The sequence below is a fragment of the Ruegeria sp. CDSB114 genome, assembly GCF_059611025.1.
Window position 1 is genome coordinate 105445 of sequence record NZ_JBXWOT010000010.1, and the last position, 22776, is coordinate 128220.

General features: G+C 55.9%; 19 protein-coding genes and 1 tRNA gene. 10 read left to right on the forward strand and 10 right to left on the reverse strand.

Annotation, left to right across the window (positions count from 1 at the left end):
• Nucleotide 1: 1 nt before the first annotated feature.
• From AC2FIP_RS17695 to AC2FIP_RS17705, 3 genes are all read left to right on the forward strand, one after another.
• The gene (locus AC2FIP_RS17695) at nucleotides 2–922 is read left to right on the forward strand and encodes an ABC transporter permease (RefSeq protein WP_142638949.1); all 921 of its coding nucleotides are present in this window, start codon (nucleotides 2–4) and stop codon (nucleotides 920–922) included.
• Nucleotides 923–956: 34 nt separating this feature from the next.
• Nucleotides 957–2030, forward strand: a complete 1074-nt coding sequence (locus AC2FIP_RS17700) for a BMP family ABC transporter substrate-binding protein (RefSeq protein WP_281973637.1) — start codon at nucleotides 957–959, stop codon at nucleotides 2028–2030.
• Between the two features lie 145 nt (nucleotides 2031–2175).
• Nucleotides 2176–2934, forward strand: coding sequence for a nuclear transport factor 2 family protein (locus AC2FIP_RS17705; protein ID WP_496787503.1), 759 nt, complete (start codon nucleotides 2176–2178; stop codon nucleotides 2932–2934).
• Between the two features lie 15 nt (nucleotides 2935–2949).
• Here the strand turns inward: AC2FIP_RS17705 and AC2FIP_RS17710 are convergent, their stop codons facing one another.
• Nucleotides 2950–4182, reverse strand: coding sequence for an HlyD family secretion protein (locus AC2FIP_RS17710; RefSeq protein WP_496703855.1), 1233 nt, complete (start codon nucleotides 4180–4182; stop codon nucleotides 2950–2952).
• A gap of 3 nt (nucleotides 4183–4185) precedes the next feature.
• A complete protein-coding gene (locus AC2FIP_RS17715) occupies nucleotides 4186–4590 on the reverse strand; it encodes a hypothetical protein (protein ID WP_142638956.1) in 405 nt (134 codons plus the stop codon).
• Nucleotides 4591–4735: 145 nt separating this feature from the next.
• Here AC2FIP_RS17715 and AC2FIP_RS17720 point away from each other — a divergent pair, with 145 nt between their 5' ends.
• The 3 genes from AC2FIP_RS17720 to AC2FIP_RS17730 all read left to right on the forward strand — a co-directional run bounded on the left by AC2FIP_RS17720 (nucleotide 4736) and on the right by AC2FIP_RS17730 (nucleotide 6857).
• A complete protein-coding gene (locus AC2FIP_RS17720; protein ID WP_281973636.1) occupies nucleotides 4736–5803 on the forward strand; it encodes an NAD(P)/FAD-dependent oxidoreductase in 1068 nt (355 codons plus the stop codon).
• The gene (locus AC2FIP_RS17725; protein WP_496787505.1) at nucleotides 5800–6453 is read left to right on the forward strand and encodes a DUF938 domain-containing protein; all 654 of its coding nucleotides are present in this window, start codon (nucleotides 5800–5802) and stop codon (nucleotides 6451–6453) included. Before AC2FIP_RS17720 ends, AC2FIP_RS17725 begins: the two co-directional genes overlap by 4 nt.
• 68 nt (nucleotides 6454–6521) lie before the next feature.
• Nucleotides 6522–6857 (forward strand): carboxymuconolactone decarboxylase family protein, encoded by a 336-nt coding sequence (locus AC2FIP_RS17730; protein WP_496787506.1) that lies wholly within the window; start codon nucleotides 6522–6524, stop codon nucleotides 6855–6857.
• Between the two features lie 65 nt (nucleotides 6858–6922).
• On the opposite strand, the gene AC2FIP_RS17735 is transcribed toward AC2FIP_RS17730, so the two are convergent.
• The 5 genes from AC2FIP_RS17735 to AC2FIP_RS17755 all read right to left on the reverse strand — a co-directional run bounded on the left by AC2FIP_RS17735 (nucleotide 6923) and on the right by AC2FIP_RS17755 (nucleotide 15287).
• The gene (locus tag AC2FIP_RS17735) at nucleotides 6923–9430 is read right to left on the reverse strand and encodes a GcvT family protein (protein WP_496787507.1); all 2508 of its coding nucleotides are present in this window, start codon (nucleotides 9428–9430) and stop codon (nucleotides 6923–6925) included.
• Nucleotides 9431–9571: 141 nt separating this feature from the next.
• Nucleotides 9572–10918 (reverse strand): hypothetical protein, encoded by a 1347-nt coding sequence (locus AC2FIP_RS17740; RefSeq protein WP_496787508.1) that lies wholly within the window; start codon nucleotides 10916–10918, stop codon nucleotides 9572–9574.
• A 97-nt stretch (nucleotides 10919–11015) separates the two neighbouring features.
• Entirely contained in the window at nucleotides 11016–12428 is a 1413-nt protein-coding gene (locus tag AC2FIP_RS17745; protein WP_496787510.1) for an FAD-binding oxidoreductase, read from the reverse strand.
• Nucleotides 12429–12455: 27 nt separating this feature from the next.
• Complete coding sequence (ggt, locus tag AC2FIP_RS17750) at nucleotides 12456–14249, reverse strand: gamma-glutamyltransferase (protein WP_496787511.1); 1794 nt, start codon at nucleotides 14247–14249, stop codon at nucleotides 12456–12458.
• A gap of 51 nt (nucleotides 14250–14300) precedes the next feature.
• The gene (locus AC2FIP_RS17755; protein ID WP_496679414.1) at nucleotides 14301–15287 is read right to left on the reverse strand and encodes a 2-hydroxyacid dehydrogenase; all 987 of its coding nucleotides are present in this window, start codon (nucleotides 15285–15287) and stop codon (nucleotides 14301–14303) included.
• 191 nt (nucleotides 15288–15478) lie between these two features.
• On the opposite strand from AC2FIP_RS17755, the gene AC2FIP_RS17760 reads away from it, so the two are divergent.
• Entirely contained in the window at nucleotides 15479–15946 is a 468-nt protein-coding gene (locus tag AC2FIP_RS17760; RefSeq protein WP_282022367.1) for an SH3 domain-containing protein, read from the forward strand.
• A gap of 437 nt (nucleotides 15947–16383) precedes the next feature.
• A tRNA-Gln gene (locus AC2FIP_RS17765) sits at nucleotides 16384–16458 on the forward strand.
• 393 nt (nucleotides 16459–16851) lie between these two features.
• On the opposite strand, the gene AC2FIP_RS17770 is transcribed toward AC2FIP_RS17765, so the two are convergent.
• From AC2FIP_RS17770 to AC2FIP_RS17780, 3 genes are all read right to left on the reverse strand, one after another.
• Nucleotides 16852–17142 carry a DUF1194 domain-containing protein gene (locus AC2FIP_RS17770; protein ID WP_496787512.1) on the reverse strand — a complete coding sequence of 97 codons (291 nt, stop codon included), beginning with the start codon at nucleotides 17140–17142 and terminating at the stop codon, nucleotides 16852–16854.
• Nucleotides 17126–17896: a hypothetical protein gene (locus tag AC2FIP_RS17775; protein ID WP_496787513.1), complete on the reverse strand. Its 771-nt coding sequence runs from the start codon at nucleotides 17894–17896 to the stop codon at nucleotides 17126–17128. Before AC2FIP_RS17775 ends, AC2FIP_RS17770 begins: the two co-directional genes overlap by 17 nt.
• Before the next feature lie 73 nt (nucleotides 17897–17969).
• A complete protein-coding gene (locus tag AC2FIP_RS17780; RefSeq protein WP_496787515.1) occupies nucleotides 17970–18485 on the reverse strand; it encodes a DUF805 domain-containing protein in 516 nt (171 codons plus the stop codon).
• 568 nt (nucleotides 18486–19053) lie between these two features.
• On the opposite strand from AC2FIP_RS17780, the gene AC2FIP_RS17785 reads away from it, so the two are divergent.
• A complete protein-coding gene (locus tag AC2FIP_RS17785) occupies nucleotides 19054–19353 on the forward strand; it encodes a hypothetical protein (protein WP_281973623.1) in 300 nt (99 codons plus the stop codon).
• Nucleotides 19354–19477: 124 nt separating this feature from the next.
• Nucleotides 19478–21022 carry a ShlB/FhaC/HecB family hemolysin secretion/activation protein gene (locus AC2FIP_RS17790; protein WP_496787516.1) on the forward strand — a complete coding sequence of 515 codons (1545 nt, stop codon included), beginning with the start codon at nucleotides 19478–19480 and terminating at the stop codon, nucleotides 21020–21022.
• The last annotated feature ends 1754 nt before the right edge of the window (nucleotides 21023–22776 follow it).

Consider the following 22776-nt stretch of genomic DNA (forward strand, 5'->3'; position numbering starts at 1 on the left):
CATGGACCTTGGTGAGATTAATCCCGTACTTCTGGTCGCGTCACTTATGGTGGCTGCAACCCCCCTGCTTCTGGCCGCGATCGGTGAATTGGTCGTCGAAAAAGCAGGAGTTCTGAACCTTGGCGTAGAGGGCATGATGATCGTTGGCGCGATCAGCGGTTTTGCGATCTCGGTCGAGACTGGGTCGCCCTGGCTGGGCTTTGTCGCCGCCGCCATAGGCGGTGCAGTACTGTCCCTGCTGTTTGTGCTGCTGACGCAGGTGGCGCTGGCCAATCAGGTTGCCAGTGGTCTGGCGCTTACTCTGTTTGGTTTAGGGTTCAGCGCCCTGCTCGGTCAAAGCTATGTGGGGGTCAAACCCCCCAGCATGGGCGATATCCATATCCCGGTGATCAGCGATATTCCGGTGATCGGCCCGATCCTGTTTCAGCATGACCCGATCCTTTATGTCGGCATCGCTTTGACAGCGGCTGTCTGGGCTACGCTTAAATACACTCGCGTCGGACTGATCCTGCGCGCGGTAGGTGAAAACCACGATGCGGCGCATGCGCTTGGCTATAAGGTGATCAAGATCCGCATCATGGCGATCCTGTTCGGCGGTGCCTGTGCCGGGCTAGGTGGGGCCTATATCAGCTTGATCCGGGTGCCACAGTGGACCGAGGGCATGACAGCCGGTGTCGGCTGGATCGCCCTGGCCTTGGTCGTCTTCGCCAGTTGGAAGCCATGGCGCGCCCTGCTGGGTGCCTATTTGTTCGGCGGTATCACCGTGTTGCAGCTGAATTTGCAGGCAGCGGGCGTTGCCATCCCGGTCGAGTATCTGGCAATGTCGCCCTACATCATCACGATCCTTGTGCTTGTGATCCTTTCCGCCGACAAAAGCAGCGCACCTGCCTCACTCGGCCGGATATTCCATGCCTCGCATTAGACGGGGACAACTGAACCAACTTGGGGAGTAACACATGAAAATTACTACATTTCTGGCAAGCGCTGCCATGGCGCTGGGTTTGGCAACTACTGCCATAGCCGAAGACAAAACCAAGGTCGGCTTTGTATTTGTCGGCCCGGTGGGCGACGGCGGCTGGACCTATGAACATAACAAGGGCCGTCTGGCGGTTGAGGAAGAGTTCGGCGACAAAGTCGAAACCGTGTTTGTTGAATCCGTGCCCGAAGGCCCGGATGCAGAGCGGGTGATGACCCAGATGGCGCTGGAAGGTGCAGACCTGATCTTTACCACCTCGTTCGGATACATGGATCCGACCATCAACGTGGCCAAGAAATTCCCGAACGTGAAGTTCGAACACGCGACCGGCTATAAAACAGCCGACAACGTTTCGGTTTATTCGGCACGTTTTTATGAAGGTCGTGCGGTACAGGGCCATATCGCGGGCAAGATGACCAAGTCGAACATTGTTGGCTATATCGGGTCCTATCCGATCCCCGAAGTGGTCCGCGGAATCAACTCGGCCTATATCCACGCCAAGAAGGTCAACCCGGATGTCGAGTTCAAGATCATCTGGGCCTACACTTGGTTCGATCCGGCGAAAGAAGCAGATGCCGCCACTGTTCTGATCGAACAGGGCGCGGACGTGATCCTGCAGCACACCGACTCGACCGCACCGCAAGCAGCTGCGCAAGAGGCGGGCAACGTCATCACTTTCGGCCAGGCCTCGGACATGAGCGAATACGCTCCGTACCCGCGCGTCTCGTCGATCATCGATGACTGGGCGCCCTACTATATTGCACGGACCCAGGCCGTCATGGATGGCACATGGGAAAGCGCCAATACATGGGATGGCATCCGCGAAGGCATGGTTGCAATCGGCGAAATCTCGGACGCGGTTCCCGCTGACGTCAAAGAAGAGGCACTGGCGCTGAAAGCGGCCATGGCCGCGGGTGAATACCACCCCTTCACCGGACCGCTGAAAAAGCAGGACGGTAGTGACTGGCTGGCCGAAGGCGAGACCGCAGACGACGGTACACTGGCCGGCATGAACTTCTATGTCGAAGGCTTGGAAGGTGAGATTCCGCAGTAAGGCGGCACAGGATAACGCAGAAAGGCCCGCCATGTGCGGGCCTTTTTTGATTTTGCCACCTGTTTTATGCCACTCTTGATCTTCGATAGCCCGAAACCAGCGCCAAGCACATTGATCCGCGGCTCTACCGATCAACGAGGACCAGATGAATTCAAAACGCGAATTGCTGCAGAAACTGTTGAAGGGTATCGAAACCGGGGATGCCGGGGCTGCAACCGTCGTCAACGAAGAAAAATACATCCAGCACAATCCCCAGACCCATGAAGGCAGCGAGGGGCTGGCCACGTTGTTTGCCCGCCTGTCGAAAACAAATCCCAAGGTTAAATTTGTTCGCGTTTTTGAAGATGGCGAATTCGCTTTTGCCCATAACGAATATGATTTTGCCGAAGTTAAGGCCGCGTTCGAGGTCTTTCGGTTTGAAGACAGCAAAGCTATTGAGCACTGGGATAACATTCAGCCCCTGCGCGGCCCAAACGCTTCGGGACGCGGCATGCTTGATGGGCCAACTGAAATCACGGATATTGACAGAACCGAACAGAACCGGGAATTGGTTGGCAACTTCTCGCAAACGGTCCTGATAGACCGGAAAACCGAGCGGATGAAGGCGTTTGTTGATGCGAACCTGATACAACACGATCCCGATGGCGTTGACGGCATCGACGCCTATCGCATGGTGCTTGAAGCTAGATCAGACGCGGAGTTGATCGTTCAGTATCACCGCGTCCATCGTGTGCTGGCAGAAGGGAATTTCGTCCTGTGCATGAGCGAAGGTGCCAGTCACGGAAAACATACCAGCTTTTATGATCTGTTTCGGGTCGCTGACGGCGTGATCGTCGAGCATTGGGGCACTATGGAAACCATAGCGCCCCGTAGCGAGTGGAAGAATGACAACGGCAAATTCTGATCTACGTAAGAGCCGTTAATGCCCAGTCAGAACCAGCGTGTTCACCGGCATCAGGATCAAACGCAGGCGCAGACCCGCCGCATGAACCACGCCGATCGTGTCGACCACATGCAGGAAAGCAGATTGCCAAAAGCCCAAATCTTCATGCTCCAGCCGCTCGTGGTTATCGGTGTAGACATTCGCCAGACAGTTGCTGCCGGGCGGGATATCATCCGCCATGCCCTTATAAAGCGGTTCAAAATAAACCAGGATCGAGCCCGGCACCTTGTTGGACTGCACGTCTCTAAGCTCGTCTGACGGGCGAATTTGTCCCGATGGGATCACATCCTGAACTTCGACCACCACAACCGGAATAACTGTGAACGGCTTGGTCATGCAGCCCAGCTCTCCGACCATGCCGGGTTTGATAACCTGCGCCGACATCTGATTGAACGCAGCCTGAAAGCGGTCATGCCCGGAATTTGACGGCACAAGAATACCTGCTGGACGTAGCAGAGGACTGACGTAATCGCCAACCTGAAGGCCGAACTGTTCGATCCTCCCCGTCACACCCGCGTTGATCACAGTCTTGTCCAGCTCGGTCAAAGCAGCATCCAGGTTCGCATTGGCGCTGGCCAGTTGGGCCGGGATCAGCTCTTCGATTTGCTGTACGACGGCAGCGCGTTGCGATTCAGCCGCAACCAGCTTGGCCTCTCGTTCAGCGACAAGGTTTTCCAGCCGGTCAATCTCGGCCAGGCGGACGGCGCTTGACCCTTCGTCCCGCAGGGTCGTATTGCGTTGCAAGTCCTCTAGCGCCTGATCCAGCGCCGCTTTTGCGCCCGCGATCCCGGCGGCGGCCTCGGCCAGATCGGTCTCCGCAACTTTCAGTGATGCCTGAACTTGCGCGATCTGCGCATGCGCTGCCTCAACCATTGCAGTCTGAGTGAAGTCCTCGATCCGGAAGATTGGCTGCCCAGCAACAACCTGTTGATTGTTGGAGACATAGACCTCGGACACTCGCCCACCCAGTTGCGGCAGGATCGTCACCGTGCGGAAATACGAGGCCGCAGTTTTGCTGGCCGGGTGAAAATAGAACAGAGTGGTGATCACGGTCAGCGCCATAATGGCACAGGTTGTCAGACCCCAGCGCAGCTCGTACCACATGGTGAACAGGGTTATCTCATGCCCGATGCGTTTTCCCTGCACAAAGCGGCGGAACAGATAATCGGGCAGCACTGTGACCAGCGCGCACATCAGTGTTTCAAGCATGTCCTATTGCTCCTGCTGCGCGACGGGTTCGGGGGATGGAACGGGATCGGGATCAGCAGGCGGTTGCGGCGCCAAAGATCGGATCGCATCGGCAATGGCACGCAAGGGCGCACCTATGTCGGGAAACTGGAATCCGGCGACCAGAATGGCTGCAATCCAGAACAATCCGTTATGAGTGAACAAAGCCAGCAGCGCAAGAATTCCCACAAGCTGAAACTGCGGGTGGTTGGATTCATGCGCGAGCTTTTCGGGGATCGAATGCAGGGTGAAATAGCCAACGCCGATCAGGATGATCACCACAACCGTGAAAATGAACATGACCGTCAAAAGAAAATCGCTGCCATCCGCCTGGGTCACGTAAGACGGAATGTGCCCCGTGGCCAATGGGTGTAAATCTGCTGTGCTCACCCTGCCCTCCTCTAATTGCTTTCCACTTCTTTGGATGGGTTGATGCGCAAATTCAACCCTGCTTAAAGTCTCAATTAGAATTCTACGGTCGTGCAGGGCGCATTCGACGTCAGAAAATCACGACTGCGGCCAGCAAAGGGGCGACATGATAGATTTCCTGATTATCGGCGGCGGTATTGCCGGGCTTAGCGCGGGCGCGCGGTTGTCAGAGCGCGGCCAGGTCACCGTGCTCGAAGGCGAAGAGGCGCTGGGCTATCACGCATCAGGCCGGTCCGCGGCTATGTTTGCACCCGCCTATGGTCCGCCTGCTGTTATTGCCCTCAACCTTGCCAGCGCAGCGCATTTTGAGACGAATGACTATCTGTCGCCACGCGGCTGGGTTCTGATCGGCGGGAAAGACCAACACGATGTGTTTCACCGGGATGCCGATCAACTTGGCGGCCGACAGATTTCCTTTGACGCGGCACAATCCCTTATCCCGATCCTGAACCCCGAAACCGTCGGGTTCGCGGCGCACAGCGACAGTGAACAAGATATAGATACCGACCGCATGATGCAGGATTTCGCCCGGACGATCCGTGGGAATGGCGGATCCGTTCTGACCCGGCAAAGCGTCACGGCAATTCGCAAACATAGGCACTGGATCGTCGAGGCCACTGAGAGCTTTGAGGCACGACACATCGTCAATGCAGCCGGCGCCTGGGTTGACGAAATCGCGGCGATGGCCGGTATCGCGCCGATTGGTATCCAGCCGCGCCGCCGCTCAATGGCCCGTATCCCGGCCCCCGGCGGGCATGACTTGCGCGCCTGGCCCATGATGTTGGGTGCGGGCGAAAGCTGGTATGCTAAACCCGACGCGGGCAAATTGCTGGTCTCACCTGCCGATGCCGATCCGACCGCCGCCCATGATGCGTTTGCCGATGACATGGTTCTGGCCGAGGGCTTGGCCCGGTACGAGGCAATGGTCACCGAGCCTGTGACGCGGGTCGAAACCAACTGGGCGGGCTTGCGCAGTTTCGCACCGGATGGCAGCCTGGTTTTGGGGCCCGATCCGACCGATCCTACGTTTATCTGGTCTGCCGGTCAGGGTGGTTACGGGTTTCAGACGGCCCCTGCTGCATCCCAACTGGTAGCGGATCTGACAGTCGGCAACCAATCAAGTCTGGACACGGCGACCATCGCCTCTCTGAGACCAGACAGGTTGCACAGATGAACAAGCGCCCGTTACCCTCCAACGCCAGCGTCGCGACTGTAGGAGAGAACGGTCAGTTGGTCGCTCCGGCAGCCAGCCGTAACGTCAGGGCTTTGTGCGACCTTCTGGACCGGTTCGCCCCTTTGACCGGACAAGCGCTAGAACTGGCAAGTGGCACCGGTCAGCACATCGCAGCCTTTGCCGAATGCCGCCCCGGCATGCATTGGCAACCCAGTGAGGTTGAATCCGAACGGCAGGCCAGCATCAATGCCTACACCGCGGGCCTGCCGAATGTGTCTAAAGCAGTCGCTCTGGATGCAACCATCGAGGGTTGGCATCAGCCGTTTGGCGGCAGGGATCTGATCGTTCTGATCAATCTCTTGCACCTGATCAGCTGGGCCGAAATGGAAACGCTTGTCGGCGAGGCAGCGCAAGCACTGAACGCGAATGGCCAGTTGATCCTCTATGGTCCCTTCATGCGCAACAATCGCCTGACCAGCGCGGGGGATCAACGATTTCATACAGCTCTGGTCCAGCAGGATGCTGAAATCGGATATAAAAACGACGGAGACGTTTCTGAGCTTTTGGCCAATCACGACCTGAAAATCCTGGAAGTCGCGGAGATGCCTGCAAATAACCTGGCCTTCATCGTGGAAAAATCTGACACCTGATCCAGATCAAAGCCCGACCGAGGCCAACTAAACATATTCCAAACACACGATGTTAAATGGAATGTAGCATGCCCTGGCAGGAAAAGATCAACGACACGCGAAAAGGTCTTCGCAATTTGAACGGCGCAATCCCTGATACCGCCCGCGCCTTCGGTGCGCTTGGCGCGGCGGTCAAGCAAGGCGGAACGCTAGACTACAAGACCAAAGAATTCATCGCTCTTGGCATATCCATAGCGGACCGATGCGAACCCTGTATCATGCTGCACACCGAAGCTTTGATCAAAGCCGGCGCGTCACGTGACGAGATTTCGGACGTTCTGTCCATGGCGGTTCAGATGGGGGGCGGGCCGTCGATGATGTACGCCTCTAAGGCGCTGGACTGTTTCGACGAGCTGAGTGCATGAAAAAAGCCCGCGTGCTGCGGGCATTTGAAGGCGGCACCAAAAAGGTGCCGCCGTTCTTATCCAGATCAGCCGTCCTTGCGGATGGTTTCGTTTTTCGGATCATAGGGGCTGTCGCAGGTGACGACCGCATCCCACAATTTGTCCTGAAGCTTAACCTTCAGCTTGGTGCCTTCCACCGCCAGATCGGGCTTCACATAGCCCATGCCGATGGATTTCTCGAAGGCTACTGAATAGCCACCCGAAGTCAGACGACCGACGCGTTCACCTTCCGGCGTATACAGCACTTCCCGGCCCCACGGATCGGCATCGTTCGGGCCGTCGATCAGCAGCGTGCAGCATTTCACGCGCACGCCAGTCTCTGCCAGCTTGGCCTTCCCATAGAAGTCCTTGGACAGGTCAACAAAGCGCGGCAGGTCGGCTTCCAGCGGGGTCGCGTCGCGGCCCAGTTCGGTGCCGAAGGCGCGATAGGATTTCTCCTGACGCAGCCAGTTCTGGGCGCGTGCGCCGACCAGCTTCATGCCATGCTTCTCACCCGCTTTTTCCAGCAGGTCGTATAGGTAGTTCTGCATTTCAATCGGGTGGTGCAGTTCCCAACCCAGCTCACCGGTATAGGCCACACGGATCGCGTTGACCGGGCACATGCCCAGTTCGATCTGACGGGCCGACAACCATGGGAAGCGCTTGTTGGACAGTGCGGTTTCCGGATCGGCGTCTTTGATGACCTCTTTCAGAACGTCCCGCGATTTGGGTCCGGCGATGGCAAAAACGCCCCACTGAGTGGTCACATCCTGGATCTCGATGTAACCGAACTCCTCCATCTTGTCCTCGGCCGCCTTGCGCAGGTAATCGGCGTCGTACTCAGTCCAGGCACCGGCAGAGACGATATAGTAGTTGTTCTCGCCGTTACGGACGATGGTGTATTCGGTGCGGGTGGTACCGTGCGAGGTCAGCGCGTAGGTCAGGTTGATACGACCGACCTTGGGCAGCTTGTTGCAGGTGAACCAATCCAGGAACTGGGTCGCACCGGGGCCTTTGACGACATGCTTTGTGAAGGCCGATGCGTCGATCAGGCCAACGCCTTCGCGGATCGCCTTTGCTTCGTCAACGGCATGCTGCCACCAGCCACCGCGGCGGAACGAGCGGGCATCATGGTCGAAGTTTTCGGGTGCATCCAGCGGACCGAAATAGTTCGGGCGCTCCCAGCCGTTAACCCAGCCAAACTGTGCGCCACGCGCTTTCTGACGGTCATAGGCCGGAACAGTCCGCAGCGGGCGGCAGGCAGCACGTTCTTCATCGGGGTGGTGCAGGATATAGACGTGCTCATAGCACTCTTCGTTCTTGCGCGCCGCGAACTCGGTGGTCATCCAGTTGCTGCTATAGCGTTTGGGGTCCAGCGAGGCCATGTCGATCTCGGCTTCTCCATCGACCATCATCTGGGCCAGATAATAACCGGTGCCACCCGCAGCGGTGATACCAAAGCTGAAGCCCTCGGCCAGCCACATATTGCGCAGACCCGGCGCGGGTCCAACCAGCGGGTTACCGTCGGGTGTGTAGCAGATCGGGCCGTTGAAATCGTCTTTCAGGCCGGATTCGGCACAGGACGGCACGCGCTCGGCCATTGCCATATACTGATCTGCAATCCGGTCGAGATCGAGCGGGAACAGATCAGCACGGAAGCTGTCCGGCACGCCGTGTTCGAACTGCGCCGGCGCACCATGTTCATAGATCCCCAAAATCCAGCCGCCGCGTTCCTCGCGTGCGTAGGATTCGTTGTCGGCATCGCGGACAACAGGGTGTTCGGGGTTGCCCGCTTCACGCCATTTGACCAGCTCAGGGTCTTTGTCCATGACGATGAAGGTGTGTTCGACCGGGATCGCGGGCATCTTGATGCCCAGCATTTTCGCGGTCCGCTGTGCGTGGTTGCCCGATGCGGTCACGACATGCTCGGCGGTGATAACCACCTGCTCATCCGACGGAATGAGGTTACCGCCCTTCTCGACCATTTTGGTGCAGGTGACTTCCCAATGAGTGCCATTCCAATGGAAGGCATCGGCCTGCAGCTTGCGAACGATCTCAACACCGCGTTGACGCGCACCCTTGGCCATCGCCTGTGTCACGTCTGCTGGGTTAATATAGCCGTCCTCGGTGTGATAGATCGCGCCCTTCAGGTCCGAGGTCTCGATCAGCGGCCAGCGTTCCTTAATCTGGTCCGGAGTCAGCCATTCATAGGCAACGTCACAGGTTTCGGCGGTGGACGCGTACAGCATGTATTCGTCCATGCGCTCCTGGGTCTGCGCCATGCGCAGGTTGCCAACCACGGCGAAACCCGCGTTCAGGCCGGTCTCATCTTCAAGCTGCTTGTAGAAATCGACCGAGTATTTGTGGATATGCGTGGTCGCATAGGACATGTTGAACAGCGGCAGCAAACCCGCCGCATGCCAGGTCGAACCTGATGTCAGTTCGTCCCGCTCAATTAGCATGACATCGTCCCAGCCTGCCTTGGCCAGATGATAGGCAATCGAAGTGCCGACGGCGCCGCCGCCAACGACCAGTGCTTTGACTTGGGTTTTCATAGCCGGGTGTCTCCCCTTGGAATCTGTTGCCACCATATGGCGCAATCAGCGCCCACCGCGCGACATTCATCCGACCAGTGATATAAAAAAAACGACCCTCAGACATCTGGGGGTCGTTTTTCCTAAAAGTTTTGAACTTTCTCAGCCGCCAGACAGCGAGCAGGTCTTGCGCGCATCTTTGAAGGCGCATTTGCCCGAAGACCCTGCGCCACCCTTGTTCACACGAATCTCGGATGCTTCGTTCACACGTTTCCCAGAAGCATCGGCAGTTTCTGAACCTTTAAAAAACGACTTCAGGCCGCCGAACAAACCGCTCGAGCTTTTCGGTTCGACCTCTTTTTCTTCCGACCCACCCGTTAGCTTCCCGAAAAGTCGCCCAAAAACACTGCCGCCAGATCCATCCGCATCTGCGTTTTCAATTTCCAGGCCAGCCAACCCTTTGCGATACCCGATCTGGATCAAATCATCCGGGGATTGGATATTGTTTGCCGTCAGATCGAAAGCATCAGATGGCAACCCGTGTTGTGCCGCCATTGTATTGGCAAGCAAAGCCAACCCGTTGATGTTTTCGATCCGCAACTGAGCAATCTCGCTGCGCAGCCGGGTGAACTCGACCCGGACTTCGGCCATTTGCAAGGCGCGCTCAATGCCGCCATCCGGGTCGGTAACCGCCTCGTTTCCTACACCAGGCACCGGTCGGCTAAGCAACGCGTTCATCCCATCATAGTCAAGCTGGCTGAGGAATATGCGCACATCCTGCTCCGGGGCATCCGTGTACATCTCAACACGTATTTCCTCACCCAGACCCAGGGTGCCCGTATAGATCTGGAACCCAACCGGCTCTGTCAGATCCGTCACTTTGGCAGTGATCATCGACCAGACTTTACGGACATCGAGATGGATCGGGCTGTACTCAGCTTCGACGAACTGAAAATAGGCAACGCCCCCGATCACACCGAACGGAGCATAGTTGCTGGCACCGAAATCCATCGAGTCGATCGATCTTGCGATATTGCCTGCAAGTGAATCCGCGGAAGCCTCCTGCCGCAGTTTGATCTCAATCCAGTAAGTGTGACCAGCCTTTTCATAAACCCAGCTTGCCTTATCCAGTTTTTTGGCCTGTATTTCAGCTTTTTGAACGGCCACCTTACTGGCAAGCGGGCGCGCAGCCTCGCTGACTGATTTCAAGCCCCCCCCTTCACGCGCATCGAGCGTGAAGTCACTGTCCATTATTGCCCGACGCGAAAGCTCTGAATCCGGGACCGGCATATAGGGCTTGCCCCCTGCGCGCCAACGCTTCTGGCGGTCGCGCTCTGCCGCTTCGGCATCCAGTTCTTCATGATAAAGGGCGAACCGCGTTTTGAGCGTTTCCACATAGCCGTTTGCCGACAGCGTACCTTCGTGTTTCTTATCCTGCTGGTAGTAATCCAGCCCGGCGACAACCAATCCAACAATCAGCGCAAACCCGATCAGCCGCAACGCGTCCATCAAATTACCTCAATATTCATTCACTGCTTATTTCGCGCAGAATCTTTGAAAATTGAGGCATCCTTGTGGCCTAGATACGGAATAATCCGCGCGGTTTTTACCCGTCCCGAGCCGGAAATATTTTTCCAGGGTTCATGATATTGTCGGGATCAAGCGCCTTTTTCACCGCCTCCATAAAGGTCAGCGCTGCCCCTAGCTCCTTGGCCAGGTATGACCGCTTTCCTTGCCCGATCCCATGTTCCCCGGTACAGGTTCCCTCCATCTCGATCGCAAGGTCATTCAACCACCCAACAAACCCGTCCGCTTTGGCCACTTCGTTGGCGTTTTCCATGTCGATCAACAGCAAGGTGTGAAAATTACCGTCCCCTACATGCCCGACAATCGGCGCCAAAAGCCCAAGTTCCTTGGCCTTGTTCCGGGTCGCAGTCACGCATTCTGCCAGTCGCGAGATCGGTACGCAAACATCGGTTGATATGCCCCGCGCACCGGGGCGCAACTGCAAGCTGGCCCAATACATATCATGGCGTGCCTGCCAGAGTTTGTTGCGTTCTTCGGTTGTCGAAGTGGCCGCGAAATCTGTGCCGCCGAACTCTTCGGCGATCTGACCAAATGTCTCAGCCTGCTCGACCGCACCACCAGTTGATCCATGAAACTCCAACAGCAAAAGCGGGGTTTCCGGTAAGGCCAGTCCCGAATAGGCGTTTGCGGCCTTCACCGACACCTCGTCTAACAACTCGATCCGGGCCACGGGAACGCCGTACTGGATCGTCATCATTACAGCCTGACATGCCGCGTCGACAGAAGGAAAAACACAACGCGCCGAGGTGATCGCTTCGGGGATGCCTTGCAGACGCAGAGTAAGTTCTGTGATGATGCCCAGCGTGCCCTCTGCGCCCACCATCAGGCGGGTCAAGTCATACCCGGCCGACGACTTTCTGGCCCGCTGCCCGGTTCGGATGATTTGCCCGTCCGGCATCACGGCCTCAAGGCTAAGGATATTGTCCTTCATCGTGCCATAGCGCACCGCATTGGTTCCCGAAGCACGGGTCGCCGCCATACCGCCCAGCGAGGCGTTCGCACCGGGATCAATCGGAAAGAACAGACCCAGATCACGCAGATGAGTATTCAGCTCCTCTCGCGTTACACCTGGTTGCACGACACAATCCAAATCATCGGAATGAACGGCCAGTACCTTGTTCATCTGAGACAGATCGACCGAAATGCCACCGGCTGGCGCGTTCACATGCCCTTCCAGCGAGGTTCCGGTGCCAAAGGCAATCACAGGGACCTTATGCGTGGCGCAGGCCTTGACGATTTCCGAGACTTCCTGGGTCGAACGCGGAAACACCACCGCATCAGGGGGCTGGTTTTCGATCCACGTGGTCGTATGCCCGTGCTGCTCGCGGATCGCCTGACCCGTTTGCAAACGGTCGCCGAATTGCTGTTTCAGAATGCCGACGACCGTTTCAATCCCCGCCTCGTTTCGCCGAAGCGACTTTGCCTGCACCATGCTTTCCCTTTCTGACTGGCCGCTAGACTATTCGCCCAGCGCAATGCCCTCACGTCGCGGATCGGCACCGCCTGTCAGCATGTCCCCGATCTCGATGGCATGAAGACCTGATGTCAGATCACGCGCGTTGACCTCATAGCCAAGTTCGGTCAACGCATCCGAAAGCCCTTCGGCCCCGGTGCCCTGTTCCACGTCGAACGTGCCGAAACGATTGACCAGATGCGGCAGTGCCAAGGCCTGTTGTACATCCATATCCCAATCTGCCCAGGCGATGATCGACTTGGCAACATAGCCGATAATCCGGCTTCCGCCCGGCGATCCGATGGCCAGAACCGGTGCACCGTCCTGCATCACAATGGTCGGACTCATAGATGAGCGCGGACGCTTGCCCGGTTCCAGACGGTTGGCAATCGGAACGCCATCGCTGTGGGTTTTGAACGAGAAATCGGTCAGCTCATTGTTCAGCAAGAACCCGTTGGTCATCAGCCGCGATCCAAAGCCGTTTTCGATCGTCGTGGTCATGGACAGCACATTGCCATACTGGTCCACGATCGAAATATGCGAGGTCGACGGAAGTTCCAGCGAGATATCATCCGCCCAGTTCGAGGCGTGGTCAAATTCGGGATTCCCCGGACCGGCGTCGATCAATGCGGCCTCACCGCTCAGCAACGCGCCCCGTTCGGACAAATAGGCAGGATCGACCAGCCCCTGTGTCGGCATCGGGACAAAATCATGGTCAGCCATATAGCGCCCACGGTCGGCAAAAGCCAAACGCGAAGCATCCCCGATCAGCCGCCAGGATCTGATATCTTCGGGGCCTGACGCTGCCAGATCATAGGCGTTCAACATGCCCAGAATCTGCCCGACCGTCAGCGCCCCTGAGGATGGCGGGCCCATTCCGCAGACTTCATAAACGCGGTAGGTGGCGCAGACGGGGTCGCGTTCGATGACCTGATAAAGCGCCAGATCTGTACCAGACAGCACGCCCGGATTCCCAGGCGCGTTGCGAACCGCGCTGACGATCCCGGCGGCAATCTCTCCTCCGTAGAATCCAGCTGATCCTTCCGCAGCCATGATGCGCAGCGTTTCCGCATAGGCCGGGTTCGTCAACCGCTGCCCCTGTGCAAGCGGCTGTCCATTCGGCAGGAAATACGCGGCTGTCTCGGGAAATCGAGACAGGCGTTCCGCGTCATTCTCAGCAAGGCTGGCCAATCGAGGGGAAACCAAAAAACCCTCATCAGCCAACGTAATGCCATCAGAAAACAGGCCGGGCCACGGGCTGCGGCCCCAGCGGCGATGCGCCTCTTCCAACAAAGCCGGGGTGCCGGGTGTGCCGACGGAAAGTCCCCCGACAACCGCATCAAAGAATTTCAGCGGTTCGCCATTCTCGTCCTGAAACAGACGATGGGTAGCCTCAAGCGGGGCGGATTCACGTCCGTCCAGTGTTGTCAGCTTGCCAGAGGCCGCATCATACCAGACCAGAAATGCACCACCACCAAGGCCTGAGGATTGCGGCTCGACCAAACCAAGTACAACCTGCACGGCAACCATCGCATCAGCCGCCGAACCGCCTGCCCGCAGCACCTTGGCCCCGGCCTCAACCGCCAGAGGGTTGGCCGCGGCCACCATCCAGTTCTGCGACGTCACGGGTTCACCGGCCAATTTCGCTTCGAGTGAGGCTATGACTTCTGCGGTCAGGCCCTGAACCTGCCCGTCAGTACCACCCTCGGGTGCAACCGCATCCGCAGCTTCCTGAGAGGCCAACGGCCCGGCAAAGGTCATGGTTGCCAAAAGCAATCCCGAAATCAGACTTCGTTTCATAGTATCCTCCTGAAAAATTGACTTTGTATCGTCCGGCCACCAAGCCAAGTACTATAACATGGAAGGAACAACTTGGTCCGGTGGTCGGTGGCCGTCTTCGAATGTCTTGATATTTATGATAACTTTTTCGCCCATTTCGATCCGCCCCTCAAGCGTGGCAGATCCCATATGCGGCAACAGAACCACGTTCGGCAACTGCCGTAGGCGAGGGTTCACCTTCGTTCCGTGTTCATAAACGTCAAGACCTGCACCTGCGATATCGCCTGACCGGATTTGGCGGGTTAGCGCGTTTTCATCGACCACTTCGCCACGTGACGTATTGACGAGCACTGCACTGGGCTTCATCAGCTTTAGCCGCCGGGCATTCATCAGGTGAAAAGTCGAAGGCGTAGACGGGCAGTTGACCGAGATCACATCCATCCGTGCGACCATCTGATCAAGGCTTTCCCAATAGGTCGCCTCAAGCTCTTGCTCTGTCTCCGGTCTCAACCTACGACGGTTGTGGTAATGTATCTGCATTCCGAAGGCACTGGCACGACGGGCGACCGCCTGACCAATCCGGCCCATCCCCAAAATGCCAAGACGCCGCCCACCGATCCGCCCACCCAGCAACGCGTTGGGTGACCATCCTTGCCAGTCCCCTTTTTGCATGACGGACAACCCCTCGGGGATGCGGCGGGTCACGGCCAATATCAGCGCCATGGTCATATCCGCAGTATCGTCGGTCAGCACACCGGGCGTATTCGACACAAGGATGCCACGCTGACGGGCGGTTGCGACATCGATATTGTCAACCCCTGCCCCATAGTTAGCGATCAGTCGCAGCCTTTCACCCGCCTGCCCCAGCAACCCGCCATCAATCGAGTCTGTAACCGTTGGTACAAGTACATCCGCTTCTTGTACGGCCGCTACAAGCTCTTCTCGGGTCATGGGTGCGTCGTCCGCACGCAACCGGACATCGAACAGCTCGCTCAATCGGGTTTCAACAGCCTCGGGCAACCGTCGCGTAACGACAACACTCAGACGTTCTCTAGGCACCTGTGTACTCCCACTGCTTTGCAAACTTTCGCGCGTCATGGCATCGTGGCGCAGGATAAGGCGGGGCACAAGAACCCCTGGGCATTGATCCAACCTTTTTTCGAAGCAAAATTAACAGGCATAAGAGCAGACTGTCAGTGAGTGTTCTCCTACCAGTAAATCGCCGGATTCTGGCGCTTTTTTCAGTAATTATGCTTGTGCTTGGTCCCTTGGTGGCCAGCGCACAGGATAAGCGCGGCCAGGTCACGAATCTGCCTTTGCCACGGTATGTTTCCATGAAAGCGGCCGAGGGAAACGTGCGCAGAGGACCATCCCTGTCGCATCGAATCGACTGGGTGTTCAAACGGCGTGGGATGCCTTTGCAGGTGACGGCGGAATATGGCAACTGGAGAAAGGTTCAGGACCGCGATGGCGCAGGGGGTTGGGTCCATTACGCCTTGTTGTCTGGCGTGCGCACAGTACTGATCGAATCCGACTTGCTGCCGGTCTATTCCAACCCGGACCCAAACTCGCAGGTCAGTGCGCGGTTTGAAACCGGCGTTGTCGCGCGGCTTGGAACCTGCACGATCGAGTGGTGTCGCATCTCTGCAGGTGGCTATCGTGGCTGGGCCCTAAAATCCAACCTTTGGGGCGTCGACCCCTCAGAGATTCGCGAGTAGCGCTGATCTCAGAGCAACCGGCAATGAAGTTCCCGATCCGCCACTCTCGAACTTGCTTATTCTTGTTATCTGCTTCGGCATTGGGCCGCCCTACGTAAGCAGGAGGCGCAACAAAGGGGTGCAGCGCCAGAAAGACCACATTCGCGACTGCCACTCGCCCTCGTTAAACCAATCGAAAATCTGCTTCCTGTCCGCCTGCCAGACGAATCCTCGCCCGGCCCAGCCGTTCAACATCTGTCCGCAGAGTCATGCTTCATTGGCGGAAGAGCCAATTCACAGCCGTTGCCGTCAAACCATGTTCAACACCTTCGGGCAGGAAGAGGTGCTGCTAACATGACCCGTGAAAGATGCTCTCAATTTTTTTTATAACTGGCCTAATTTTTTGCCTGAAAGCTCTTGAACCCTACCAACAACAATCGTAGATAGCGCCTCACCGTTGGGGTGTAGCCAAGTGGTAAGGCAGCAGTTTTTGGTACTGTGTATCGTAGGTTCGAATCCTACCACCCCAGCCATGATATTCTCTTATTGCGAATTAACCATAAGCGTGCAAATTTCGCTCGGTTCGTGCAAATCGATGCCAATAAGTTTGTCTACTCGCACCGTGTCGAAGATTCACCATCATTTGTGCGGTTCCATTGGAAGCGCGGAATACTAGTTTCCCTTAGAATATTGCTGCTGGCTTTTTTGTATCGAGCCGCGGGTGATGGATGCAAAGGCCGATTCTAGGGTTCGCTCCAGACATGTTGGTTCCGTTCCCAGATCTTCTCGCCAATCAGGCAGTCTGAGGGTGAGGTAAGTTGCGCCTTCACAACCTCTCCTATTGCTGGCGCTGACCCAATTTCCAGTACCAATTTTCGTCGTACGCCCTCCGCAAAGCCCTGCTAGTCAAGCACCGGGATTACGAATCAACCAGGTCCGCCTGTCACACAGTTCTGGTAGTAGACGTCAAGATCGTCGAAGTGCCACTGACTCCCCATACCTTCGCGGGTCATCAGCGGTAACCCATTTATAATAATCGACTTCGACAATACTGCCTCACGGGCCCGCAAACCGGGCGGAAGTTGCGAAACATTAGCCGCTACAGCTGGCGAGGTCCAAACTAGACCCAAAACAAGCACAATCCCGGAAACCAAACCTTTCAACTGGCGCACTATTTGGGAAGCTGGTTGGAGGCTGGCATCAATTGCAATGATCATACCTGTAGTCCCCGTACTCCAGCCAGTTTGCCGAGCCTTCGCTAAAAATCAGAAATTCGGACCTGTCTTCCCCAAGCAGGGCGACGACAAATCCGGCCGGTGGCTCAGAGTTTCCGAAGTAACTGTAGGCCGTCATGGCTCTGATCGACTCGCCGCTGACTGCCACTCGCGCGTCCCACTCCCCCTCCGGGTTTTCCAAAATCATAGGTTCGATCACGCGTTTTATCGCACCGCCTCCACAATAGACGATGCCTTCGGGTGCTTCGTAGGAGGCTCCCTGGCTGGCATCCGAAGCGCACTCAGAACGAAGGGACCGAATTGCCGCGCGGGAACCTTTTAAGTCGAAGATTCCATAGCTGACATCTTGATCAATCTTCGACAAATTAACCGATGCATTGGCCGCAAGCTGGTCCAGTACAAAACCATAGTCCTGCTGACTATTGAAACTGATCTCGACGGGATAATTGTCAACGATCTGCAAAGCAGCGTTTTCAGCGCCAACCTGAAATGCCCCAACCTCGGTGGTGCCGTTCTTCAAAAAACGAAAGGAAAGCCCTTGCTTCTCCACAATGTCCTGGCTGTCCTCATATCCAGCTGGAGCAAAGCGAATACTGTTACACTGAAGCTCCAGCGTCATGTTTCCGGTCTGAATAAATGCATTGGAATTAGGCCCGAAACTGAACGACCACTCCGCCGATGCTGTGGTCGCCATTGCCATCATTAGCGTTCCAATGGAAATCGGTCTGAAACTCATTTTCTCTCTCCATGGTGTTGCGGTTTGCACTTTCATTCAGCAGAGATTCCGACCTGTTGCCCGGACAACAAGGTCAGGAAACAGGTGCGCCGTATTCGTTTGCGCCCTCTTGGGAAGGTCGTGTCAGCCACCAGATCATCAGAATGGACAGAACGAATTGCAGAATTGAGACAACAACAATACCGGTCAAACCCAGGACTGCCGCGGGTTCTCGCAATGCATCGGGGTTTTCGGTCCCTTGCTCCAATACCGAGAAGAACGCCACCCCACTCAGCATAACAAAAAGCGTTGTAATGCTGAGCGCCATCGGCAGCAGCAAGAACCAACCAGGTCGTCCTGTATCATGCAGCCTCCGCCAACCGGCGGCCAGCATGGGTATGAGAACGGCCAGTTGAAAAACAGAGGACAGAACCCGAGATCCTTGGCCTGTTTCGGGGTTTGTCCCAAACAGGATCGAATCCAACCCGGCTAAAACCGCACTCACGAGAACCACAAACAAGAAGAACCACCAGTATTCTGAGCGTATAGCCCGCCCGGAGAACTGGAAGTATTTCGAGAAACACGTTTTAACTGCTTCACCGAACCCCATCTTTCATTCCTTTCTCAGTTTCTGTGCGGCTTCAAAACATTTCGCCGCTCAGGAGAATACACTCTCCCCTCTGGGTACTCCCACTTACCTTTTTGTTTGAAAGCAGAAGCCTATCGTTCGAGAGCGTAAAGAAGTTTACGCGCGGAAAAAATGTTGATTTATGAAAATAATATATTCAAACATACGAATTCGGCACAACTTTTTTACCTCCGTTGTTGTCGCAGTCGCCCGATCTACCGGGCCCTTCCGACTGCTGGAGTGAGTGCCGGCGGTCGGAAGGCACTTCACAATAATCTGGCTTGGGAGAACACGATGCTCAGACTTAACGTACTCGCCATCTCTCCCAAGTTCGCTCTAGCTTTTACTAGTGACGTCATACGGCCATCACGCGTTGTTGGCGGTCTCGGTAGTCAACGTAATGTCGTTCTGCCCCACAAGCCCCCCGTGGCAAGTTTTTGGGAAAGGTAGTCAAAGGATCGAGGTGTGTTCTGTTGGCTGCACAGACGCAAAAGCTTCAAACATGCGCAACCAATTTCACTAATTTCAAAGGAACCAGAGGGAGAAGAAAATGACTAACAAGAAGGTTATGATTGCAGGCGTGACATGTTTCGCATTGCTTGCAGCCTGCGACGACACGAGTACGTCCAGCGCGTCCGCCGAGCTCACGCCCGCTCAGCAGGCATGTTTACGGGATGTAGCCAACACGACAAACAATTCGCAAGTCGTGGTGCTCTCATCCGCGTTTAGCGAGGCGGGGACACAGGTCACTGTAGGCGTTGGTGAGGATCGCGCTCCGTGGAATTGCATTGCCTACAGTGATGGCGCGACAGCTGGTATCGAGTTCCTTGGCGACGAAGGCGCATTGTAGTCTGTTCGCTGTGTATCTCGAAAGCACCAGTCGTGATCAAATTTGAATAACGGCAAGCTTAGACATTCAAACCTCGTAATAGGATTGGGTTTTAACATGCTCAATCATGCTAAGGTTGTAGAAAATGCCCGTAACCAACTCGGTTGTAATTGCGATCATTTGCACTTTTGTGGCCATTGTTTCAGTTCCAAAATACAGCATTGCACAAACTTGGGACATAGCATCACAGCACTCTGTCAGCGGCGTAACTGTGTATGATTCAGATGAGCTGTTAACTTTTGCCGGTCAGTTGGCCTTTGATCGGTCAGGGCGCATCACAGCGGAAGAGGTCGCATCAACGATCACGCAGATCTACCGAGAAGACGGCTATTTTTTGGCTGAGGCCTGGCCTGGTCCCGATGGGCAGAGCATTGTTGTTGATGAAGGGCGTATTCAAACCATCGAAATTGAAGGTGTAGATACGCGCACGTTCCAAACCTTGGAAAAGATCTTTCGCCCCCTCACCACCGCATATCCAATAACTCTCAAACAATTTGAGCGGGCGGTTATGTTGGCCGAGGACATACCTGATTTGGAATTGTCGACCGAACTTGATTATCCGGATCAGGCAGGTGCCAGGCTGAGAGTATTGGGAGAGCCTCTGCGCAAACAAGCCGGGAGTGCGACACTCGACAACCCTCCGCGTGAGTTTGGAGAAGCGCTCAGCTTCTATGTCGTACAAGAGTTTTATTCGACGCTGACCGTCGGGGATTTACTGCGCTTTGAGGGATCAGGCAATTACAATTGGGACAAAGACGACGAACACTCTTTGTGGGGCGCTGTTACCTATCGCACGCCGCTGAACAGCAATGGTCTCTACGGTGAGATTTTCTACGGAAACATTAACGCAAAACGTGACCTCTCGGGGGATTTTGCAAGAACGGATATTGACGGCGAGAACTTCACCGTCGCGATGGGTTATCCCGTGATCCGCGATGTGGCCCGTTATGGATATTTTCTGCTGGATTATCGCCTTTCAAAAGCGGACTCAGTCAGTGGCGGCGTTCCATTGTCCAGTGACGCGAGCGTTGTTGGTCTTACGTATCTTTACGGGCAAAACTATCCAAAAGGACAAGCTCTGGAAGCGGGGCTAACCTTATCTTTTGGTGACAATGACAATGACACGACAGACGCGAATTTTGACGACGGAGACTCTTCGTTCTGGCATCTGCGGGGCGGCATCGGATACGAAAGCCCATTTACGAGCTTGTCACCCAACACAGCTTGGCGCACCGAGATCTGGGGCCAGTTCACAACCGACCGGTTGCCCTCGGTCGAGGAGTACTTCCTTGGTGATCGCTATGCTTTGCGCGGATATCGGTTCGACGAAGTAGACGGTGATTCCGGGATTTCCGCGATTTTCGAAGTGTCGCACTCCTACTTTCCAAGTTCCCAAAGCATTCATCGCTTAACGCCTTTTGTCTTTTTCGACGTGGGTTACATCTCGAACAATGACCCAGCGAGTTTTGAAGTTGATAATGCTACACTGGCATCGACAGGTCTGGGTTTGGACATTGAGTTTAAGCAAAACCTATTCCTGTCCGGATATGTCGGTGTCCCTTTGAGAGACGGCCCTTTGACCGACTCAGGCGATCCTGGCGCGTATCTTGCTCTGACAACAAGTTGGTGAGGATGTTATGAAACGGAACCGCATTGTTTTACTTACCGCAGCTTGTTTGGTCGCAGAGCTGGCCGCTACGCAGGTCGTCGCTCAGGGAAATCATTTTGGGTGGTGCCGTGGCGTAGGGAATCCGCACCAGTCGAGCCAAGGATGTGGGCAGGCCGGTGGGCAAGGGGCAGGCAATCAAATTACCGGCCCAACGCTGCCGGTGGCAAATCAGTTGCCGCCTAAAGGAACACAGCAAACGCCCACATCAGTTACTGTTCCAGTCCTTGCGCCGGGCGCGGTCCCGAACGCAATTCCCGGTCAGGTTCCTATTGCGACACCAATAGCGGTTCCAGGTCAGGTTCCCACGCCGGTCCTAGCGCCGACCCTAGTTCCGCCTTTGACACCAAACGCGACACCAAACCGGGTTCCGACAGCTGTTCCAAATCAGGTTCCCTCATTGGCTACCGGTCCTACCGCGGTGCCGCCGCAAGTTCCGACTGCAACTCCCAATCAAGTTCCGATAGCTATCCCTGGCCAGGTTCCGCCTCAAGTTACTGGCCCGAAGGCTGTGCCGCCCCTTGTGCCAACAGCGACACCCAACCAAATACCAGTCGCAGTGCCAGGCCGTGTTCCGCAACCCAGCGGCACTACAGCGACGCCACCGCTTGTTCCAACCGCAACCCCCAATCAGGTTCCCACGGCGGTTCCTGGCCAGGTTCCACAGTTGACACCAAAACCTACGGCAACTCACGTGGCCGTCCCAGGACATCCGAAGCCACAAGGTGTCGTGACAATCATGCGCCCAAAGCCGAGGCCGACAACCGGTACTGTTCAGCAACCTGGCACAACGCAAGTAACCCACCATTTAACCCACCAAAGTAATTCAAAGAAACACGATCACGTCGCAGCAACTCCTGGACGGCATGACCCGCACGACCTGCCGAGGTTCCGCAGCGCGGCGGCCAAGGAAAACTGGGAATGCGTTGCCAGCGGATTTGGACAGCGCCGGTATGACGCTGGGCGGGGCGTGTTACTGAACAACGGAGCATTGCGGCACCTCGGGAACGTGGACGCAATGGCTCGTGATGTACCAGCACGGCACCCGAAGCATTCCGGATGCATTATCTCGGTCAAACGAAAGCAGCGCTGAAGCTCGCTGGGTAGGCTTTGCTCGGGTAATGAGATTAATCGACCAATAGTTCGTCAATTGTCATCTGGATAATTGGATTTCGTATTGCCTTTAATCCCTGGCGTTTACGTTGGCTGATGTAGCCCAACAATGCTCCGTACCTAAATTTACTTCAAATAGGCCAACAATCTAAAGCGCCGCACTTCCACGAAGAGCCTCCGACCATCTGGGCCGGTCAAATTAGGCAAGCGAAACTTTGAACGGCAACTTTGCAAAGTCAGCTTTCTGCGTAAAGCCGCCGTTAGCAACGACAGTTGCTGCAATCGCGGCGAATGTCGGCTCAGTGGCCACCTGCTCAATGCCCGCTTCGGTTTGCATGAAGATCGCGGCTGGGAATATTTCTACAAATAGCCGCGTCGCGCCATGCTGTGGGCTCAGAAGTCTCTCTGATTTTTTCCGGGAAATCGCGCCAAATTGTCCGAAAGCCGCCGCGCCGCTAAATCAGTTCTTTGTATTCGTACTTTTTACCAAGCGGTTGTCTCGGCACACAGCTTCGGGCAATGCAAAACTGTCAATCCCGGCGCAAAATGGGTCAGTTTCCCGGTGTAAAATTGGACAGTTTGGTTGGGAGTTAGCTGCGCCTTGG